We start from the raw sequence: 17,159 nt of genomic DNA, 5'->3' as shown, positions 1-17,159 counted from the left end.
GTATTTTTACGGTTTTATCAGGAAACGCCACTGTGTGGTTATATTTGTGTTGAAAATGCAACAGTAACGGCTATGATACGAAAATCCTGAAGGAAACGAGAGAAAAACAGGTCCGTATGTCCGTTCTTTGTCCACGTAAATTCTGGGTTGGCCTGCTTCTTGGCAGCGCGGCCTTTTTTTCATCCGTAGCGCCAGTTCTGGCCGCCGAGCCTGTTCTACAGACCGAGCAGAGCGACGTGGTGACCCTTAAACCCTACAGCCCGCACACCGTTTTGGTGGAAGACGCGGTTTACACCCATAACAAGGATGGCCGTGTAAACGTGGTGGACGCCGACAAGGGCGTGCTGCTGGGTATGGTGCAGGCGGCTTACAACCCCAATGTTGTGCTCGCCCCCGATGCCAGCCGCTTTTATGTGGGGGAAACCACATGGGAGCGCGGCAACCGTGGCGCACGCAATGACCTGCTGGCCGAATACGACGCCCTGACCCTGAAGCTGATGGTGGATGAAAAACTGCCCTCACGCGCGCTGGTTACGCCCAAACGCAATAATCTGGCCATCAGTGCCGATGGTGCGCGGGTCTATGTGTACCAGATGAGCCCCGCCAACGCGGTGGAAGTGGTGGACACCAAAGACCACAAGGTCACCCATACGGTGGAAGTTCCCGGCTGTGCACTGGCCTACGCATGGGGCAATGCCGGTTTTTCTTCCCTGTGTGGTGATGGCTCTTTGAGCAATGTCAGCCTGGAAGCAGATGGCAAGGCCAGCGTAACCCATACTGCCCCGTTCTTTGAGCCGGACAAGGATGGTATTTTTGAGCAGAGCCCGAGTGTGGCCAAAGACGGCTCAACGTATTTCATCAGTTATAGCGGCAAGGTTTACCCGACCATCCTGTCTGCCAATTCCACGGTGCAGCCTGCATGGTCCTTGCAGGTCGGGGCTGGCCTCAAGCCTGCATCCGATGCCTCTGCTCCGTTTGAGGTAACATGGCGTCCGGGTGGGTGGCAGATGTCCGCCCTGCACAAAGCCACGCATGAACTGTATGTGCTCATGCACCGTGGCACCTTCTGGACCCATAAGGACGCGGGGACAGAAGTGTGGGTGTATAATACAGAGACCCACCAGCGTATCCGCCGCATGCCGCTCAAGGTTGCCAGCACCATGGTGGGCATCACGCAGGATGAGGCGCCCCTGATGTTCACAACGGATGAGGAAGGCAACTTCTTTATCTCCGATGCGCGCACCGGCAAGCTGCTGCGGACGATGAAAGTGCTCGGCACATCCTTGATCTTTACGGTTGCGCCGGGTGAAGGATGAGCCTTCAGGCTTGGGTTTTTTCCGTGCCGACATGGTGTGTGCAGGCAGGGCAACTGCTTGCAGCCCTGTGCGCGGGCGGCATTGGTGCCCTGTTTTTGGTAGCAGGGGTTGCCAAGCTGCGTGCGCATGACGCGTTCCTGGGCACATTGGCATCGTACCGTCTGCTCCCCGAATGGCTGTATGAAAGTGCAGCCTGGGCGCTGGCCATAACCGAAACAGGGTTGGCTCTTCTCCTGTTTTCGGGGCGTGGCGCTTTTGTGGGCAGCGTTGCAGCCGCTGCTTTGCTGGTTGTGTTTGCCTGCGCCATGGGGGTGAACGTCCTGCGTGGGCGCACGGACTTGTCCTGTGGGTGCACACCCGGTGTTGCGGGGCAGAAGCTCTCGTGGGCAGTGGTGCTGCGTACTCTGGTGTGTGCGCTGTGCGCCCTTGTGCCCTGTGTGGGGCTTGCCCTTGTGGGCGGGCTTTCTCCTGCCGTGTGGGTCTGCGGTGTTGCCGGTGGTGTTTGCGTGTATCTGCTGTGGCAGGCCATGCAGGTGCTACCACCTGTGCGCGTGCCCGGTTCGGGGGAGTACGGAGCATGATGGTGCTGCTTTACGTCTGGCAGGCGGCCCTTGTGCTGGCCGTGCTGCTGCTGGCGGTTGTGCTGGTTGCTCTGGCGCGCCAGATTGGCGTGCTGCATGAGCGTCTGGCCCCCTTGGGCGATCAGGAGGCCAAACCCGGGCTGGATGTAGGGCAGGTGCTCCCGCGCCTGATCCTGCACACACTGGATGGCAGGCCCTTTACCGTGGGGGACGTTCTGCCCGCAGGCCAGCGGCAGCTTTTGCTGTTTGTGGCGGCGGAGTGCCCCGTGTGCAAGCGGGTCTCCCCCATTGCCCGCCAGATTGCGGCCGAGCGTGGGTTGGAGCTTGTGTTTGTGGGTGATGGCCCCGAACCCGAACTCCGCGCCATGCAGCAGGCACGACCGGAAATGCAGGGCGTTCCACTTATTACCGGGGTTGAGCTTGCCCTGGTGTTGCAGATCAACCGTATGCCATCGCTGGTGCTGCTTGATGAGCGCGGCACCATACTGGTCAAAGACCTAGTAAATACCCGACGTCAGATTGAAGGGGCGCTGGACGGCGTAAGTGCTGCCCGCCCCGCATTGCCAGACCCTATGAAAGAGACAGGAGCGAATGCCCATGTTGCCTTCTGAACACACAAAAAAAACGGAACAGGGCGCATCCCTGTTTGACCGACTGACCGAAACCGCACTGCGCCGCTTTGCCGGGCGCACATCCCGCCGTGGCGTGGTGGCCCGTCTGGGTGGGCTGGCCGCTGCTGTGCCGCTGTTCCCGCTGCTGCCGGTCAGCCGTGCCTCTGCTGCCACACCTGCTGCCAGTGCGGGCAAGGGTGTAGCCAAAGCCGCCACGCCTTTTGGTGCCAAGGCTCAGGCCAAAGACCCCAACGCCTGCGATTACTGGCGTTACTGCGCCATTGACGGCAACCTCTGCACGTCCTGCGGTGGTGGTGTGCATAGCTGCCCGCCCGGCACGGCCCCGTCCCCCACATCGTGGATCGGGAGCTGCTATAACCCGCAGGATGGGAACTCTTACATGATTGCCTACCGCGACTGCTGTGGGCAGGATTCGTGTAACGAGGTCACATGCCTTGGCACCGATGGGGACCAGCCCTCCTACCGCCCCATGGCCAATAACGACATTATCTGGTGCTTTGGCACGGGTACATCGGAAATGTACAACTGCTCCACTGCCGCTGTGATCGGCAAAGCATCCTGATTATGCGAGCAGCGTTGTTGCGTTGCCTTCTGCCTGCCTGTGCTGTGGTGGGCGTGCTTCTGGCAGGTGCCGTGCGCACCCATGCCGCTGTAGGCACGCCCCAGCCGCCCCCCGTGGCTTTGCACACTGTGCCCGATGCGGTGGCGGGTGCGACGACCCTGAGCCACACGCAGTCGGTTTACGTGTCGCACTGTGGGGGGTGCCACGGGATTGAGGGCATATCCGGCCCGACCTTTGTGCCTACGCTGCGTAACAGCGTGGGCAGCTTTGCCTGCACGCCGGAGGGGCGCGCCTATCTGGTGCGTGTGCCCGGTGTTTCCATGTCCCTTATCCGTGATGACCAGACTCTGGCTGATGTCATGAACTTTGTGCTCATCACGCTGGGGGGGAGCAGCACGCCCCCTGACTTTAAGCCCTATACCGCAGCCGAGGTGCATACATGGCGGGCACACCCGCTTTCCGGCCCGGATTTTATGGTCACGCGCGCGCATGTGCTGGAGCGGGCTCTTGCCGCCTGTGCGCATGGTCAGGGTGCTGGCTGAGTGCTGAGCACGCGCCTGTGGCGGTTTTGCCGCAGGTGCGTTGCAAAAACACTACTATGACATGAAACCGTAAAATGACTTTTGCTCGCGCGTCCTCCAGCCTGTAGCAAACATAAGCTGTACCAAACCGGTTTGTCCGTTTTTTTCCGTATCTGATGTGTGGAGCAAACAAAGAATGCTTTTTCGCCGCCCTTTACCCGTGGGGATGTGCCTGAGCCTGCAACTGGCAGCGCTGCCCGCGCTGGCGCAGGAAAAAATAATGCCCGGTGATACAGCACGCCCGTTGGTGCTGGAGGAAACCCCGGCAGAAAAAGCACAGGCGGCAAAGGAGGAGGTCAACCTAAAACCGACAGCAAACCACACATGGTTTGATGACCTTGAAGGCCATCTGGTGGTCGAGGCCGGTGTAAACGGCAACCCGTGGACACACACAGGCCGCAACTGGGCGCAGTCCTACGTGGACCGTGCCAATACCGCGACCCTTAACCAGATAACCGGCACGCTCTCCCACCCCACGACCGATATTGGCGGCGGGTATGGCATAGGGTTTGTGTTTGAGGTGCTGTACGGCTCGGATGCGCGCTTTAACCCGACCATTGGCATGGGGGATGGCAGCCTGACGGGCATTTACCAGTGGGCGCCCACACAGGCCCATATTGACGCGCATCTGCCGTGGCTGAGCAAGGGGGGCATCGACCTCCAGATAGGTCAGCAGTACGGGATTCAGGGGTTTGAGGGTACGGACGCGCTGGAACGCCCCTTTTATTCCTATAACTATTCATCCGATTACATTGTGCCGTTTGAAACCGTGGGCGTGCTGGCCACATGGCACATGACCGACACGGTTGCGTGGGTCATGGGGGTGAATGCAGGGAACTCCACCACATTTGGTGGCGCCAAAAACAACACGCGCCCCAAAGGCTATTTTGGCGTGCAACTGAGCGGCCTTGCCGATGGCAAGCTCGATGTGGCCGCCATTGCCTATGTCGGCCCCCAGCAGAGCGTGTACGCCATTGGGAACGAAGCCAACCACCAGATGGAATATATTGGCGACTTTCTGGCGACCTATAAGCTGAACGATACAAGCTCCATTACGCTCAATGGCACCTACTACCACGACGACTATTATCAGGACGACGTGTACGGTGTGACGACCTATTTCTCGCATGATTTCTCGCCCTCGCTCACCTTCAATGCGCGTGGCGAAATCTTCCGTGACAATAACGGCAGCGTGGTGGGGAACAACACATCCCCCATGTCCTATGTCAACGAGCTGCGCGGGCGCCCCTATTCGTATGACTCAGCCCCCGGCACGACCTATGGTGAGCTGACCGTGGGCGTGACCTACCGGCCGCAGTTCCTCAAACTGCCGCGTGGCAGCTTTTCCATCCGCCCAGAAGTGCGGCTGGACAAGGCGCTTAATGGCACCCGTCCGTTCAACCGTGTTTCCCCCACCGATGACCCGACGGTCAATTATGCCGATAATGGCACCAACAACATGTTCTGGTTCAGCTGCGATGCCATCTGGTCGTACTAAGCGGCCCGCAGCCGGGCGCGGGGGAGAGGCATGACGCAGGCCAGTCTGCAAACACTTGTGCTGGTCAATGCCATGCTCAGCGTTCTGCTGTGCGCTGCGTTCTGTGTGGCGTGGCGCATGTTGCTCCGCCTGCGCAGGCTTTTTCAGGAAATTGCACCCGTGGGGGCGTTGACCAACGCGCGTGGTCCCCAGCCGGGGGATGTATGCCCCGGTGGTGCGTTTGCAACACTGGATGGGCAGAGCATGGCGCTGGCTGGTGGGGCCATGCCGCGCCTGCTGCTGTTTGTGTCTGCTACATGCCCGATCTCTCGCAAGGTTATTCCCATTGCCCGCAGCTTCTGTGCGCAGGAACGGCTGGACCTTGTGCTGGCGGGGGATGATACAGCGGCAGTGCAGGAACACTTTGCCCACCAGACCGGCACAGAGCCTGCGCTGTTCATTAACGACCCTGCCCTTGGGCGGGCGCTGGAGGTGGACAAGCTGCCAGCAGCCTTTTTGCTGGACCAGAACGGGGTGCTGATCGCCCGTGGGCTGGTCAACAATCGCGAACATCTGGAAAGCCTGCTTAATGCGTGGGAGAGCGGGTTTGGTACGGTGCAGGCCTATATTGCCCATAACCGCAAGGCCGGGCGCGCCGCCGTTTAGGTCTGGCCCCGTGGGGTGGGTAAGCCTGCCCCCGCCATGGCGCTACGCACCATGCGTACCCTACCTGCCTGCTCTGGCCTTGTGGGGGGTGGAACCTTCATGCACACATAGGTGTTAAGGGTAATCCGTGTGGGGGTTTACACGGGGTCCATCCATAATCAAGGAGAATGCAGGCGTGACTATTCCTGAACTAACCCTGAATGATGGCCGGAGCTTTCCACTTATAGCTTTTGGTACATACAAACTGAACGGCGCTGCTGGTGTGCAGGGCATGCTCAGCGCGCTTGAGGTCGGTTACCGCGCGCTCGACAGCGCTTTTAATTACGAGAACGAAGGGGCCGTGGGGCAGGCCGTGCGCCAGAGCGGGCGCCCGCGTGAGGCATTGAGCATTGCCTCCAAACTGCCCGGACGCCACCACAAGTATGATGAGGCCCTGAGCTGCATTGAGGAATCCCTCTACCGCGCCGGGCTGGATTATTACGACCTGTATTTTATCCACTGGCCCAACCCCAAGCAGGGGTTGTACGTGGAGGCATGGCAGGCCCTGATTGAGGCGCAAAAGCGCGGTTATGTGCGTTCCATTGCCGTATGTAACTTTCTGGCTGATCATCTGGACAAGCTCAAGGCCGAGACCGGCGTGCTGCCGACCATCAACCAGATCGAGCTTTCGCCCTACTTCCCGCAGGACGATATGCGGGCGTATCATCAAAAGCACGGTATTGTGACCGAGGGCTGGAGCCCGATCGGGCGTGGCGGCAAAATTCTGTCTGATGACCTGATTGCACGTATTGCCAAACGGCTTGGCAAAACTCCGGCACAGGTGGTGTTGCGCTGGCATGTGCAGGTCGGCTCCGTACCCATACCCAAAGCAGCCCACCGTGAACGCCAGATTGAGAACATGTCCGTGTTTGACTTTGAACTGACTGATCAGGACATGCGTGACATTGCCACACTGGCCCGCCCGGACGGGCGCTCCTTTGAACAGGACCCCGCAACGTATGAGGAATTCTGAACAAACCGCAGCCAGAGGTGCAGGGGGGATGAACGCCCCCAAATGCGCATAATACTGGGTTTTTACGCGGTTTTTCATATCCTTCTCTCCCACCACCCTGTGCCTGTTCCTCTTGGGTGGTGGTGGGGCTGCCCATAAGCATTTGCCCGCACTTATGCCTGAACAGGCCCAGAAACAGGCCTGGAAACAGCCCAGACCCATGCTGTGCATTGTCCACGCGGGGCTCTGGCACAGTGCTGCGGGCCCCACGCCATGACATGCGCCATCTGCAATGCCGGTGCGGGTTATGGCCAATGGGTAAAATAGGCAGCCAGAACCTGCATGTTTTACCACATATCCACGCACAGGCTCCCTTGTCATCACAACTGCAACGGTAAGGATCATATTGGAAATGTCTTTGAAAAAACACGAGCTTTTCATCAATGGCCAATGGGTCAAGCCTGAATCTGGCGCGTATGTCACCATTACAAACCCAGCCAACGGGGTGGATGTGGCAGCAGCAGCCAAAGGGAGCGAGCAGGATGTGGACAGGGCGGTCGCTGCTGCGCGCAAGGCTTTTGGGTCATGGAGTGCAAAAACAGCTTCTGCACGGGCGGATTATCTGTACGCGCTGGAGCGTGCGGTTGTGCGTGAGCGCGAAAAACTGGCCACCACCATTACGTCGGAAATGGGCAAACCCATTACAGAAGCGCGGATGGAGGTGGATTTTGCCGCAGGGCTTTTACGCTTTGCAGCCGAAAACACACGCCGCCTGCAAGGCGAGATTATTCCGGCCGAGCGCGAGGGAGAAAAAATTCTCATCGACCGCGTCCCTCATGGCGTTGTGGGGGCCATTGCTGCGTGGAACTTCCCGCTTGCCCTGTGCGCGCGCAAAATTGGCCCGGCTCTGGCTGCGGGCAACACCATTGTTGTCAAACCGCACGAGCTAAGCCCGCTTAGCGCACTGGCGCTGGCGGCGCTGGCGCAGGAGGTCGGCCTGCCCGAAGGGGTGCTGAACATTGTAACCGGTGATGGCCCGGATGTGGGCGTGCCGCTGGTGGCCCACGCGGATGTGCCGCTGATCACCATGACCGGCTCCACCCCTGCGGGTAAAAAAATCATGGCTGCCGCCGCCGAACATCTAAAGGAGGTGCGGCTTGAGCTAGGGGGCAAGGCGCCGTTTATTGTTATGGAAGATGCGGACATAGACGCAGCGGTGGAGGCTGCGGTCAGTGCACGCTTTTTTAACTGCGGTCAGGTCTGTACCGCCAACGAGCGCACCTATGTGCACGAGGCGGTGTACGACCGTTTTGCCAAAAGCCTGCGCGCACGTATGGAAAAACTCAAAGTGGGTGATCCGCTGCATGAGAGCACGGACATGGGGCCAAAGGTCAGCCTGACTGAGTTGGAAAAAGTGGACGCCATGGTGCAAAAGGCCGTTGCGCAGGGGGCTACACTTGAACTGGGTGGGCACCGGCTGCAAGGTGGCGCGTATGATCGCGGCACCTATTACGCCCCCACACTGCTGAGCAACGTCCGCCACGGTATGGACATTGTGCGCGACGAGGTGTTTGGCCCCGTTTTATCCCTGCTCAAGGTGCGGGATTTTGATGAGGCCCTTAAACTGGCGAACGAGAGCCAGTATGGCCTGTCGGCCTACCTGTTTACCAAAGATCTGGGCCGGGTGCTGCGCATGACGCGCGAACTGGAGTTTGGCGAGGTGTACGTCAACCGCGGTGCGGGCGAGGAGCCACAGGGCTTCCACCATGGCTACAAAAACAGCGGTCTGGGTGGGGAGGACGGGCAGCACGGGCTGGAAGCCTACGTGCGAACCAAGACCATTTACCTCAACGCCTGATAGACCCCCGGCGTGAAGTTCTGCCGCCTCCGCTAGGGTGCAGGAGGCGGCAGGTGCGGGCTAGTTGGCACGCTTTGCGTCCTGTACAGCCTGCTCCATGTTATGGGGCGTGGCGGTGGTAAAATGGGTCATGACAAAACTGGCAATATCCGCCAGATCCCTATCACTCAGCCCCCCGCCGACAAAATGCGGCATGATCTGCACACCCGTTGCAGTTTGCATGCCGCTGCCCTGCACCAGCACCTGCACAAGGTTACGCCCGTTATCCGCCCCCAGTGAGCGCGCGCCCGTTATGGTGGCAAAGCTGGACTGGCGGCCCGTGCCATCAGCCATGTGGCAGCCTGCACAGGTGGAGGCATACAGGCGGGCACCGCGTGTGTTCTGCGGGAGTGCGGCATCACCCGCAGGGGGTGTTGTGCCCTCCAGCATATCTTCCGCCGTGTGCAGGGGGGGGATGCTGCGCAGATAAACCACCATGGCGTGAATGTCCTGCGCACTCAGGTAGCGCAGGCTATGGCCCACCACATCGGCCATGTCCCCCGTTGCCGTGCCATGCCCATCGGCATGGCCGGTGGAGAGGTACTGGGCCAGTTCCGCATCACTCCATGCGCCCAGCCCGCTCTGGCGGTCAGATGTCAGGTTATAGGCACGCCAGCCGTTGATGATATTGCCACCCAGTGCCCGGCTGCTGTCCAGCCCGAAGGTGCGGGTGCGTGGGGTATGGCAATCTCCACAATGGCCCGGCCCTTCCACCAGATACCGCCCCCGGTTCCATTCCGCCGACTGGGCGGGGTCATCCGCATAGCTGGCGGCGGGGCCGTTGAGCATGTTCCAGAACACCATGAGCGAGCGGATGGAGAACGGAAAATGAATGGTGTTTGCAGGTGTTTTCTGGCTCGATGGGGGCAGGGTCGCCAGATAGGCGCGTATGTCCCTGACGTCTTTATCGCTCATACGGGCGTAGGCAGGGTAGGGCATGGCGGGGTAAAGGCGCTTGCCATGGGGGGACACGCCTTTGCGCACCGCGCTGACAAACTGCTCGTCAGTCCATGCGCCAATGCCTGCGGTTTTGTCCGGTGTGATGTTGGGCGCATACATGACCCCAATCCCCGGCAGGCTGAAGGCCCGCCCGCCTGCGTAAGGGGTTCCCCCTTCGGCTGTGTGGCAGACCTCGCAGTCTGCGGCGCGTGTCAGGTAGCGCCCGTTTTCCACATTGGGGGGGAGCGGGGTGGCGTGGGCATGGGGTGCGGGCACAAACATGGTGGCAGCACCAATAACGCCGCCAACGAGCGCACCGCACAGAGCACGCGGCATGCCGGACAAAAAAGAAGATATGTGCATAAGGTTACGCATCAGCCCTGCTCCTTGCCAGCCGCCGCATTGCGCGCAGAGAGCAGGGGCAGTGTGCGGTAGCGCCGCCCCTGTGCCGCGGCCATGGCGTTGGCCAGCACGGGGGCTGCTGCTGCGGTGCCAACCTCGCCAATGCCGCCGGGGTCTTCCGTGCTGGGTATAAGAAAGACGTCAATTTTGCGCGGGGCCTCGTTCATGCGCATGACGCGCCATGTGTTGAAGTTGGTCTGCTGCACCCGTCCGTCTTCAAGCGTAATCTCGTTATAAAGAGCGGCGCTAAAGCCAAAGATCAGCCCCCCTTCAATCTGCGAGATAACCTGATCGGGGTTGATAACGCGCCCGCAATCGACCGCAGCGCACACGCGGTGGATAATCACGTTGTCCGGGTCGGGCATTTCCACCTCTGCAATGCTGGCCATGTAGGAGCCAAAGGCAAACTGCACGGCCACACCACGTGCGCGGCCCGGCGGCAGGGGCGTGTTCCAGCCTGCCTCCTGTGCAACCCGGTCCAGCACGGCAAGGGCGCGGGGGTTCTGGGCCAGCATGGCGCGGCGGTAGGCTACGGGGTCTGCCCCTGCGCGCTGGGCCAACTCATCTATAAAGCCTTCCACCACAAACAGCCCGCGTGTGCCGCCAACACCGCGCCACCATGCGGTGACAATGCCGGGGGCTTCGCGCCGGGCAAATTCCAGCCGGTAGGCGGGGTAGCTGTAAGGGGTTATGACCGTGGCGACAGAAAGGTCCTCGTCATACCCATCCTTGGTCAGTTCTGGCGGGTCCCAGCGGGCAACAACCGCGGGGCCGACAATGCGGTGGGTCAGTGCGGTTATAAAGCCTTTGTCATCGAGTGCCGCACTCATCTGGTCCACATAGGCGGGGCGGTAGCGGTCGCGCGTCAGGTCTTCCTCACGGCTCCAGATGATTTTGAGCGGGTAGGGAACCTGCCGGGCAAAATCCACGCACTGGGTAACATATTCATGCTCCAGCCTGCGGCCAAACCCCCCGCCAATATACTGGCAGTGCACCATAACCTTGTCTTTGGGCAGGCCTGTCAGTTCCACTGCCGTGTCCCGCGCGCGGTCGGCAATCTGGGTGCCGGTCCATATGTCGCATCCATCGGGGCGCACATGGGCGGTGCAGTTTATGGGTTCCATAGGGGCATGGGCCAGCAGGGGCTGCTGGTACGTGGCGGTGTACGTGGCATGGGCATGGGCGATAATGGCCGGGGCATCGCCTTTTGTGTTGGCCACAATGGCGGGGCCGCTCAGCCCGTCGTGCAACTGCTCGTAAATGGTCTGGGTGTTGATGTGGGCATTTGGGCCGTCATGCCAGTGCAGCTTGAGTGCGCGCAGGCCTTTGCGGGCTGCCCAGTAATGGTCCGCCACAACGCAGACGGTGTTGTTCTGCGCATTGACCAGCACGGCCTGCACACCACGGATGGCAAGGGCTGCCGCCTTGTTCATGCCCCCCAGTGTGCCGCCTTCTACCGGGCAGGCGGCCACGGTGCCGATTTTTTGCCCCGGCACCTGAATATCCATGCCAAACACCGCGCGCCCCTGCACCTTTGCCACACTGTCCACACGGTGTTGGGCGTGGCCGACAAGTGTGTAGGTGCTCGGGTCCTTGAGCGTGGGTTTTTGCGGCACGGGCAGGGTAGCCGCCTGTGCCGCAACTGCGCCAAAGCTCAGGCTGCGGCCAGTGGGTGTGTGGATGATGGTGGCAGAGCGTGTGGTGCACTCGGCCGGGTTGGCCTGCCAGCGGGTGGCTGCGGCCTGCACCAGCATGCTGCGTGCCGCAGCCCCGGCCTGACGCAGGGGGAGCCACTCGGTCATGACCGAGGTGGAGCCTCCGGTAATTTCGGCCCCACCACCCGGGGGTGCGGCCTCAATGGCGACCTGCGCCATATCCACGCCCAGTTCCTCGGCAAGGAGCATGACGGAGCCGGTGTAAATGCCCTGTCCCATTTCCACATTGGGGAGGATCAGGGTGATGCGGTTGTCTGCGGCAATGCGGATATAGGCATTGGGGGCAAAGGCTGCTGGGGTGTTTTCAACCAGCAGCCCCTGCTCGGGGTGTGGGGCGGGTTGCGCCCGCCCGCTACGGGGTGTGGGCCAGAGTGTTGCCAGCAGGAGCGCTCCCCCGGCCCCAAGGACCTGCCTGCGGCTGGCTTGTGCCGCAGTGTGAGCGGGGGCATGTGCAGGTGCCGGTGTGCCTGTGGTGGCGCGCGTGGTCATGCCAGTGCTCCCGCAGCGTGGTGGACAGCCGCACGGATGCGCATATAGGTTCCGCAACGGCACAGATTGGCGGACAGGGCGCTGTCTATCTGCTCATCTGTTGGGTGGGGGGCGGTGCGCAGCAGGGCAATGGCGGCCATAATCTGCCCGGGCTGGCAATAGCCGCACTGCACCACGTCCAGCGCGATCCATGCCGCCTGCACGGCTTTGACCACCGGGTCGGTCGGGTCCACCCCCTCCAGCGTGCTGATGGGCTGCTCCCCGATCAGGCCCACTGGCAGGTTGCATGCCCGCACGGCCCGCCCGTTCATATGCACGGTGCAAGCACCGCATTGGGCGATGCCGCAGCCGAACTTGGTGGCGTTCATGCCCAGAACATCGCGCAGAACCCAGAGCAGGGGGGTGTCCGGGTCCACGTCCACCTGGTGGGGTTGTCCGTTTATGTTCAGGCTTAGCATGGGGGCTCCTTGGGGGTGGTGGGGGTATGAATGTAGTGGAACTGATTTGTTTCCGAAATGGCAATTTGGGAGAATACGTCCGGTTTTTTTTGAAAAATTATCTGTATATTCAAGAATATGTTCGTATGCCGCGCAGCCCGCAGGCGGTGTATGTTCGCTCTACCGTGCGCTGAATATCGTATCGGGTTTACGGTAAGGCGAGGCGTTCCAGAATACGCTGGCAGGCAGGGGCGAGGGGGGAGTGATGCGCGTGTAAGCCTGAGCCTTGCCCTGACAAGCCCCCCCAACTGCTGGGGTGTAAAAACGGGTATGGCCCGCCCCCCGTAACCGGGTGTCATGGCGTTTGGCTGAGGCACCACGCCGGAGTGGCCGTGGTGTAAACCCGTGGGGTGAGGGTTTACAAAACCCGCGATTTCTTCAAGGAAAAAAGCAACATAACAAGGCGGTTGGTGGAGCTGAGGGGAATAAATTTATTGTTATTTTATAATGGTTTACATTGTAAATAATGCCATAATTGGCGCGTCCTGTCTCTATAGATTTCCTTGCATTTGTAAACTTTCTTTCCTCCAGTTTTCGCACGCCTGAACCATTGGCGCACAAGCTGCATACCGCCCCAGCAGGGTATCGCTGGGGCCGGTATATTCGATCTGAGCAACTCGATCATTCCTTACCCGAGCCACAAAATGGCAGGTGCCATGCCCAGACAGGTCCAGCTCCAGGCTAAACGGCCCCTTGAGTGTGAGCGGCCCCTGCACCTGCTGATCCTGCCGCCATTGCAGCACCTCACCATCGGGCAGGGCAGCCACGTTGTCCGGCACGCCAGCACAGGCAATCAGGTCTGATCTGGGCATCCCGATCAGGTCATGCTTGGCCCGCAGGGGCAGGCCAGAGCAGGCGGATGTCAACAGGAAAAGCCCCAAACAGGCCGTTTTGCGCAGATGTGTAAACCGGATCATAGATCATCCTCCCTATCTGCACGGGTTCTGATCCAGCGCACGGTTGCGGCAAACAGGACAAAGGCGAGACCAACGGCCCCGCCTCCCAAGATCAGAAAGAACTCGTTATCGGGCGTCATGCGCTCTGGATCGCGGCGTTATCGGCCACACACTTGGCAATGATCGCCTGAATATCCGCATCGGTCGGGCCGGTGCCGGATTTGCTCTGCTCAATCGCAGCAATGATGGTGGTGTAGATCTCCGGCCCGTATTTTTCGGCCAGTTCCACCACTTCCCCCACAACGCCCAGAATGGCGCCAGAGGCTGCGGCAATGCCTTCAATGGTTTCGGCTGTACTCATTTGCTGGTGTCTCCTGTCTTGCAGGCATCCGGAATGGTGCCCGCCTTTACACCTGCCCAGCAGGTCTGGAACGAAAGCAGCGCCGACTGGAGGCCGGAAACACTGGTCTGGGTCAGGGTGCTGTTATTCTGGATGGCGGTTTCCAGCACCGTCAGCTCGTTCACCACGGTCTGGCTGGATTTTTTGACCAGAGTTTTCTGTTCATCGCTCAGATGCACCCCCGGAACCTTGCCTGCCATCACGTCAGGCATAGGGGTTGCGGCCACATGGTACGCACTGGACACGTCAAACACTGTCTGGCGAAGCTTGGCCTGTGGCGTATCTCCGCAGGCGGTCAGACCGAAGCCCAGAATGCCCACCAGCAGGACCGGCACAACATTGGAGCTGCTGCTTTTACTCGTATCGGTCGGAGCTGGTGCGGCCACAGTGTTCAGGGCTGATGCCGTTGCCCCGAACAGGGAGCCCGCAGGCAGGGCATCGGCAATGATCTTAACTGCCGCAGGACCAATATCCTTATGGCTGGCGACCGCCTGCATGGCTTTGGCAAGATCGTCCCGCTGGCCCGTCAGGGCGGTAAGCAGCCCGCTGTTGTCGCTCGCCAGCAGGGGCAACACGGCAACCAGCAGGGCTGCGCTGGCATCGGATGTGATGACGTGGAACCACGTTGCCACCAGTGTGCCCAGGAGCAGGCCGAGGGCAAACAGGGTGGTGGGCTGCCGCAGGTATGCGACAACCTTATTGGAAGAAGACATGGAGCCTCTTTTCAGTTGGAAGGAATCCATTTTCCTGACATCAGGAAAATGATCAGGCAGCGCCGACCCAAAGGTGCCATTCGGCCTGCCGTCTGCGTGTCAGCCCCGGCACGGTGATGAGCTGGCCGTTCTTGTGCATGTGGTCCCACAGCAGAAGCTGCTCGCCGGACTGCATGTCGTGGCCAGCATTGAGCAGTTTGAGCAGCGTGGACCCAGCCAGTGCCGACAACCCAAGGTTGAAAGCAAAGTCCAGCAACGCCGCTTCCTTGCCGGGGAGCAGCGGCACGCGCACGAGCTGGTGCAGTTCGGGCTGGATGCGCCGGAGCGTGAGCAGCAGCAGATCGTCTGCCTGCTCCGCCGTAATGGGCGCTGTTCTGGCCGTCACGGCGGCCCCGTTGGCCAGAAAGCGGCTACCGTAGCCAATGGACCAGTAACCGGCTGGGCAAAGGTAGGGGGCAAGACGCAGCCCCTCGAACTGGCGGCACAGATCTGCCGCCATGTTGATGGGGTCATTCATTCGGTTGTCCAGATATGAAAAACCCACTGTCGCTATAAGCGATAGTGGGCTTGTTTGCGGAAAATAACGGAAGACTGGAAATGGACGAAAATCAGGGCGCGCTGCCAAACCCGAAATAGTGGCATATGCCCTGGAACACGCCCCAGCCTACGCCGATGCCGCCGGTCAGGAGGAACTGTCGCCAGCCACGCATGGTTTTCAGCTCTCCCTTGATGTCATTCAGACCCGCCTTGATCCCGTCCAGATCGGTCTGGGCTGTGGCTTGCCGGACATTGGCAATGGCCATGTCCTTTTCGATTTGCTTCACGTCTTCGCGGATAGCGAGAAATTCAGGCCGGGTGACATACTGGTCAGGCGGCATCGGCAGATCAGGCATCTGATCCCTTTCAGGCATAAAAAAACCGCCTCACAGGGCGGTCAGGGTGACTCTATCGGAAAGAGAAAAGCTAAGATGCCGCACTGGTTGTCGTCGTTGCGGTGGAGGTCGCAGTCGTTTCCTCTCCAGTTGTGCTGGCAGTAGGAGCAACGTAGGTCTGCACTGCACCGTCCTTGATGATCTGATCGACCATTCCGCGCTCCTGCCATTGGCCTGCTGTTAAGGCGATCATGTCGGATGCGATGGGCAGCCAAGTAGGCAACGCCTCAAACATGGCCACATCAACATACCCCGGAGTGGGGTAGCCACCCAGAAGATACTCCTTGTTGGCATAGGCATAATAGCGAGAAGGGTAATTTACGCTCCACCACTGCGTTTTATTACTTGCGGTCATTCTGATACAATACCTTCAACATAAACAGATATTGGGAAACTTCCTGATGCTACAACCATCGCCGTAAACCCGGTCGCATCAACACTAGAGCTTCCCAGATCAACGTCTCGATTGAGCGCCATACTTAACTGCGGGGGTGCAGGAGGGGAGGAATATGCAAGAGGGAATGATACGCGACCAGTATCAGATACAGTAACCTCAAACATCTGCGTTAACAGAAAACCACCCCCGGATATGGGTATTTTTTTATAATACCCTCCCGTAATTGTCCCCGCTGTGGGGATCTGGGAGGTAAACGCCACATCTCCCTTGACTGTAGAAAATATGCGTCCTGTATCGCCTACAGTCGTATAACACGGCGCATCATCTGTGCCCGTTTCTATGACAAGATCATTGGAAGATAGACCACCACCTTGCCAGTCAGTATAGAGTGAGCATTGTCCTCCGGTTGGATTTATGAGCACAAGCCGCCTGCCAACGACATGTACATTGCCATTTACTACCTGGTCACCTGACAATGTATTGCCACCAGATAAGCGTACATACCGTCCGTCCGCATCAGACGCGCCAATGGCCTGTTTCTGGGTGTAGTCCGTAGGCGTTGCAACCATGGTTATGCCAGAGAACGTGACGGGCCCGGTTACCTCCTGCACCGCAGCATTGGCACGCTGGAGAACCTTTCCCATTGCCCCATACCGCCCATCAGCCACTTTGGCGCTTAACGCCACGTCACGGGTAAAGTCTGGATTGCCAGAGACCGGCAACATGCCCGCATCATCCAGAGATTGCGTGCGCTGTGCCGGAATTTCTGACCATACGGTGATGCTGGCTGTAAAATTCAGGGCATTCTTGGAGCCGAACAGGTTCCCCAGCACAGTTGTACGGGCCAGTGTATTCGGGCTGCCCAGCGTTAGCGTGCCAATGCCCCATTCTGTCTGCGTACCGTCCGAGGCATAGTAATAGACCTCTCCACCAGCAGGGAAGGCATCCGCAAAGGTCTGTCGGCCATCGGGGGCACCGCCAAGGATAAATGCGCCAGTGCCCGGTGCATTGGCGCTCTCCAGCACCAGGTCTGCAACTTGGGGTATGCCCATTTACAAGCTCTCCAGTAATGTCAG

At 59.8% G+C, this 17,159-nt stretch carries 21 protein-coding genes; 10 read left to right on the top strand and 11 right to left on the bottom strand.

Annotation, left to right across the window (positions count from 1 at the left end; genetic code table 11):
- Nucleotides 1-116: 116 nt before the first annotated feature.
- The 9 genes from HK26_RS08295 (at nt 117) to aldA (ending at nt 8,664) form a co-directional block, all read left to right on the top strand.
- A complete protein-coding gene (locus tag HK26_RS08295; RefSeq protein ID WP_086639353.1) occupies nt 117-1,316 on the top strand; it encodes an amine dehydrogenase large subunit in 1,200 nt (399 codons plus the stop codon).
- Nucleotides 1,313-1,897: a MauE/DoxX family redox-associated membrane protein gene (locus tag HK26_RS08290; RefSeq protein ID WP_086639352.1), complete on the top strand. Its 585-nt coding sequence runs from the start codon at nt 1,313-1,315 to the stop codon at nt 1,895-1,897. The genes HK26_RS08295 and HK26_RS08290 overlap by 4 nt, the downstream gene beginning before the upstream one ends.
- Entirely contained in the window at nt 1,897-2,508 is a 612-nt protein-coding gene (locus HK26_RS08285) for a thioredoxin domain-containing protein (RefSeq protein ID WP_180539450.1), read from the top strand. Before HK26_RS08290 ends, HK26_RS08285 begins: the two co-directional genes overlap by 1 nt.
- Nucleotides 2,495-3,091 (top strand): methylamine dehydrogenase (amicyanin) small subunit, encoded by a 597-nt coding sequence (gene mauA, locus HK26_RS08280; RefSeq protein WP_086639350.1) that lies wholly within the window; start codon nt 2,495-2,497, stop codon nt 3,089-3,091. The genes HK26_RS08285 and mauA overlap by 14 nt, the downstream gene beginning before the upstream one ends.
- Nucleotides 3,092-3,093: 2 nt before the next feature.
- The gene (locus HK26_RS08275) at nt 3,094-3,633 is read left to right on the top strand and encodes a cytochrome c family protein (RefSeq protein ID WP_257640927.1); all 540 of its coding nucleotides are present in this window, start codon (nt 3,094-3,096) and stop codon (nt 3,631-3,633) included.
- A gap of 175 nt (nt 3,634-3,808) precedes the next feature.
- A complete protein-coding gene (locus HK26_RS08270) occupies nt 3,809-5,170 on the top strand; it encodes an outer membrane beta-barrel protein (protein ID WP_086639349.1) in 1,362 nt (453 codons plus the stop codon).
- 45 nt (nt 5,171-5,215) lie between these two features.
- Entirely contained in the window at nt 5,216-5,815 is a 600-nt protein-coding gene (locus tag HK26_RS08265) for a thioredoxin domain-containing protein (RefSeq protein ID WP_086639383.1), read from the top strand.
- A gap of 175 nt (nt 5,816-5,990) precedes the next feature.
- Nucleotides 5,991-6,827: an aldo/keto reductase gene (locus HK26_RS08260; RefSeq protein ID WP_086639382.1), complete on the top strand. Its 837-nt coding sequence runs from the start codon at nt 5,991-5,993 to the stop codon at nt 6,825-6,827.
- A 391-nt stretch (nt 6,828-7,218) separates the two neighbouring features.
- On the top strand, nt 7,219-8,664 hold the full coding sequence (gene aldA / locus HK26_RS08255; protein ID WP_086639348.1) for an aldehyde dehydrogenase: 1,446 nt from the start codon (nt 7,219-7,221) through the stop codon (nt 8,662-8,664).
- 60 nt (nt 8,665-8,724) lie between these two features.
- On the opposite strand, the gene HK26_RS08250 is transcribed toward aldA, so the two are convergent.
- Genes HK26_RS08250 through HK26_RS08240 form a run of 3 tightly spaced genes read right to left on the bottom strand, consistent with a single transcriptional unit; the run spans nt 8,725 to nt 12,706 of the window.
- Nucleotides 8,725-10,017: a c-type cytochrome gene (locus HK26_RS08250; protein WP_180539446.1), complete on the bottom strand. Its 1,293-nt coding sequence runs from the start codon at nt 10,015-10,017 to the stop codon at nt 8,725-8,727.
- Complete coding sequence (locus HK26_RS08245) at nt 10,017-12,248, bottom strand: xanthine dehydrogenase family protein molybdopterin-binding subunit (RefSeq protein WP_086639347.1); 2,232 nt, start codon at nt 12,246-12,248, stop codon at nt 10,017-10,019. Before HK26_RS08245 ends, HK26_RS08250 begins: the two co-directional genes overlap by 1 nt.
- Nucleotides 12,245-12,706: a (2Fe-2S)-binding protein gene (locus HK26_RS08240; protein WP_086639346.1), complete on the bottom strand. Its 462-nt coding sequence runs from the start codon at nt 12,704-12,706 to the stop codon at nt 12,245-12,247. The genes HK26_RS08245 and HK26_RS08240 overlap by 4 nt, the downstream gene beginning before the upstream one ends.
- 150 nt (nt 12,707-12,856) lie before the next feature.
- Here HK26_RS08240 and HK26_RS13475 point away from each other — a divergent pair, with 150 nt between their 5' ends.
- A complete protein-coding gene (locus HK26_RS13475; RefSeq protein WP_180539444.1) occupies nt 12,857-13,033 on the top strand; it encodes a hypothetical protein in 177 nt (58 codons plus the stop codon).
- Nucleotides 13,034-13,236: 203 nt separating this feature from the next.
- Here the strand turns inward: HK26_RS13475 and HK26_RS08235 are convergent, their stop codons facing one another.
- From HK26_RS08235 to HK26_RS08205, 8 genes are all read right to left on the bottom strand, one after another.
- Nucleotides 13,237-13,662: a hypothetical protein gene (locus tag HK26_RS08235; protein WP_086639345.1), complete on the bottom strand. Its 426-nt coding sequence runs from the start codon at nt 13,660-13,662 to the stop codon at nt 13,237-13,239.
- Nucleotides 13,659-13,781, bottom strand: coding sequence for a hypothetical protein (locus tag HK26_RS13875; protein WP_257640925.1), 123 nt, complete (start codon nt 13,779-13,781; stop codon nt 13,659-13,661). The genes HK26_RS08235 and HK26_RS13875 overlap by 4 nt, the downstream gene beginning before the upstream one ends.
- Nucleotides 13,778-14,002: a hypothetical protein gene (locus HK26_RS08230; RefSeq protein ID WP_086639344.1), complete on the bottom strand. Its 225-nt coding sequence runs from the start codon at nt 14,000-14,002 to the stop codon at nt 13,778-13,780. The genes HK26_RS13875 and HK26_RS08230 overlap by 4 nt, the downstream gene beginning before the upstream one ends.
- Nucleotides 13,999-14,754, bottom strand: a complete 756-nt coding sequence (locus tag HK26_RS13870) for a hypothetical protein (RefSeq protein WP_257640924.1) — start codon at nt 14,752-14,754, stop codon at nt 13,999-14,001. The genes HK26_RS08230 and HK26_RS13870 overlap by 4 nt, the downstream gene beginning before the upstream one ends.
- 52 nt (nt 14,755-14,806) lie before the next feature.
- Entirely contained in the window at nt 14,807-15,271 is a 465-nt protein-coding gene (locus HK26_RS08220) for a lysozyme (RefSeq protein WP_086639343.1), read from the bottom strand.
- 91 nt (nt 15,272-15,362) lie between these two features.
- Nucleotides 15,363-15,647: a hypothetical protein gene (locus HK26_RS08215; RefSeq protein ID WP_086639342.1), complete on the bottom strand. Its 285-nt coding sequence runs from the start codon at nt 15,645-15,647 to the stop codon at nt 15,363-15,365.
- A gap of 70 nt (nt 15,648-15,717) precedes the next feature.
- Nucleotides 15,718-16,041, bottom strand: a complete 324-nt coding sequence (locus tag HK26_RS08210; protein WP_086639341.1) for a hypothetical protein — start codon at nt 16,039-16,041, stop codon at nt 15,718-15,720.
- On the bottom strand, nt 16,038-17,135 hold the full coding sequence (locus HK26_RS08205; RefSeq protein WP_086639340.1) for a hypothetical protein: 1,098 nt from the start codon (nt 17,133-17,135) through the stop codon (nt 16,038-16,040). Before HK26_RS08205 ends, HK26_RS08210 begins: the two co-directional genes overlap by 4 nt.
- Nucleotides 17,136-17,159: the final 24 nt, after the last annotated feature.

Origin of the sequence: Acetobacter okinawensis (assembly GCF_002153655.1) — a bacterium.
GTDB classification, from domain to species: Bacteria; Pseudomonadota; Alphaproteobacteria; order Acetobacterales; family Acetobacteraceae; genus Acetobacter; species Acetobacter okinawensis_A.
This window is presented reverse-complemented; position numbering and strand designations above follow the sequence as displayed.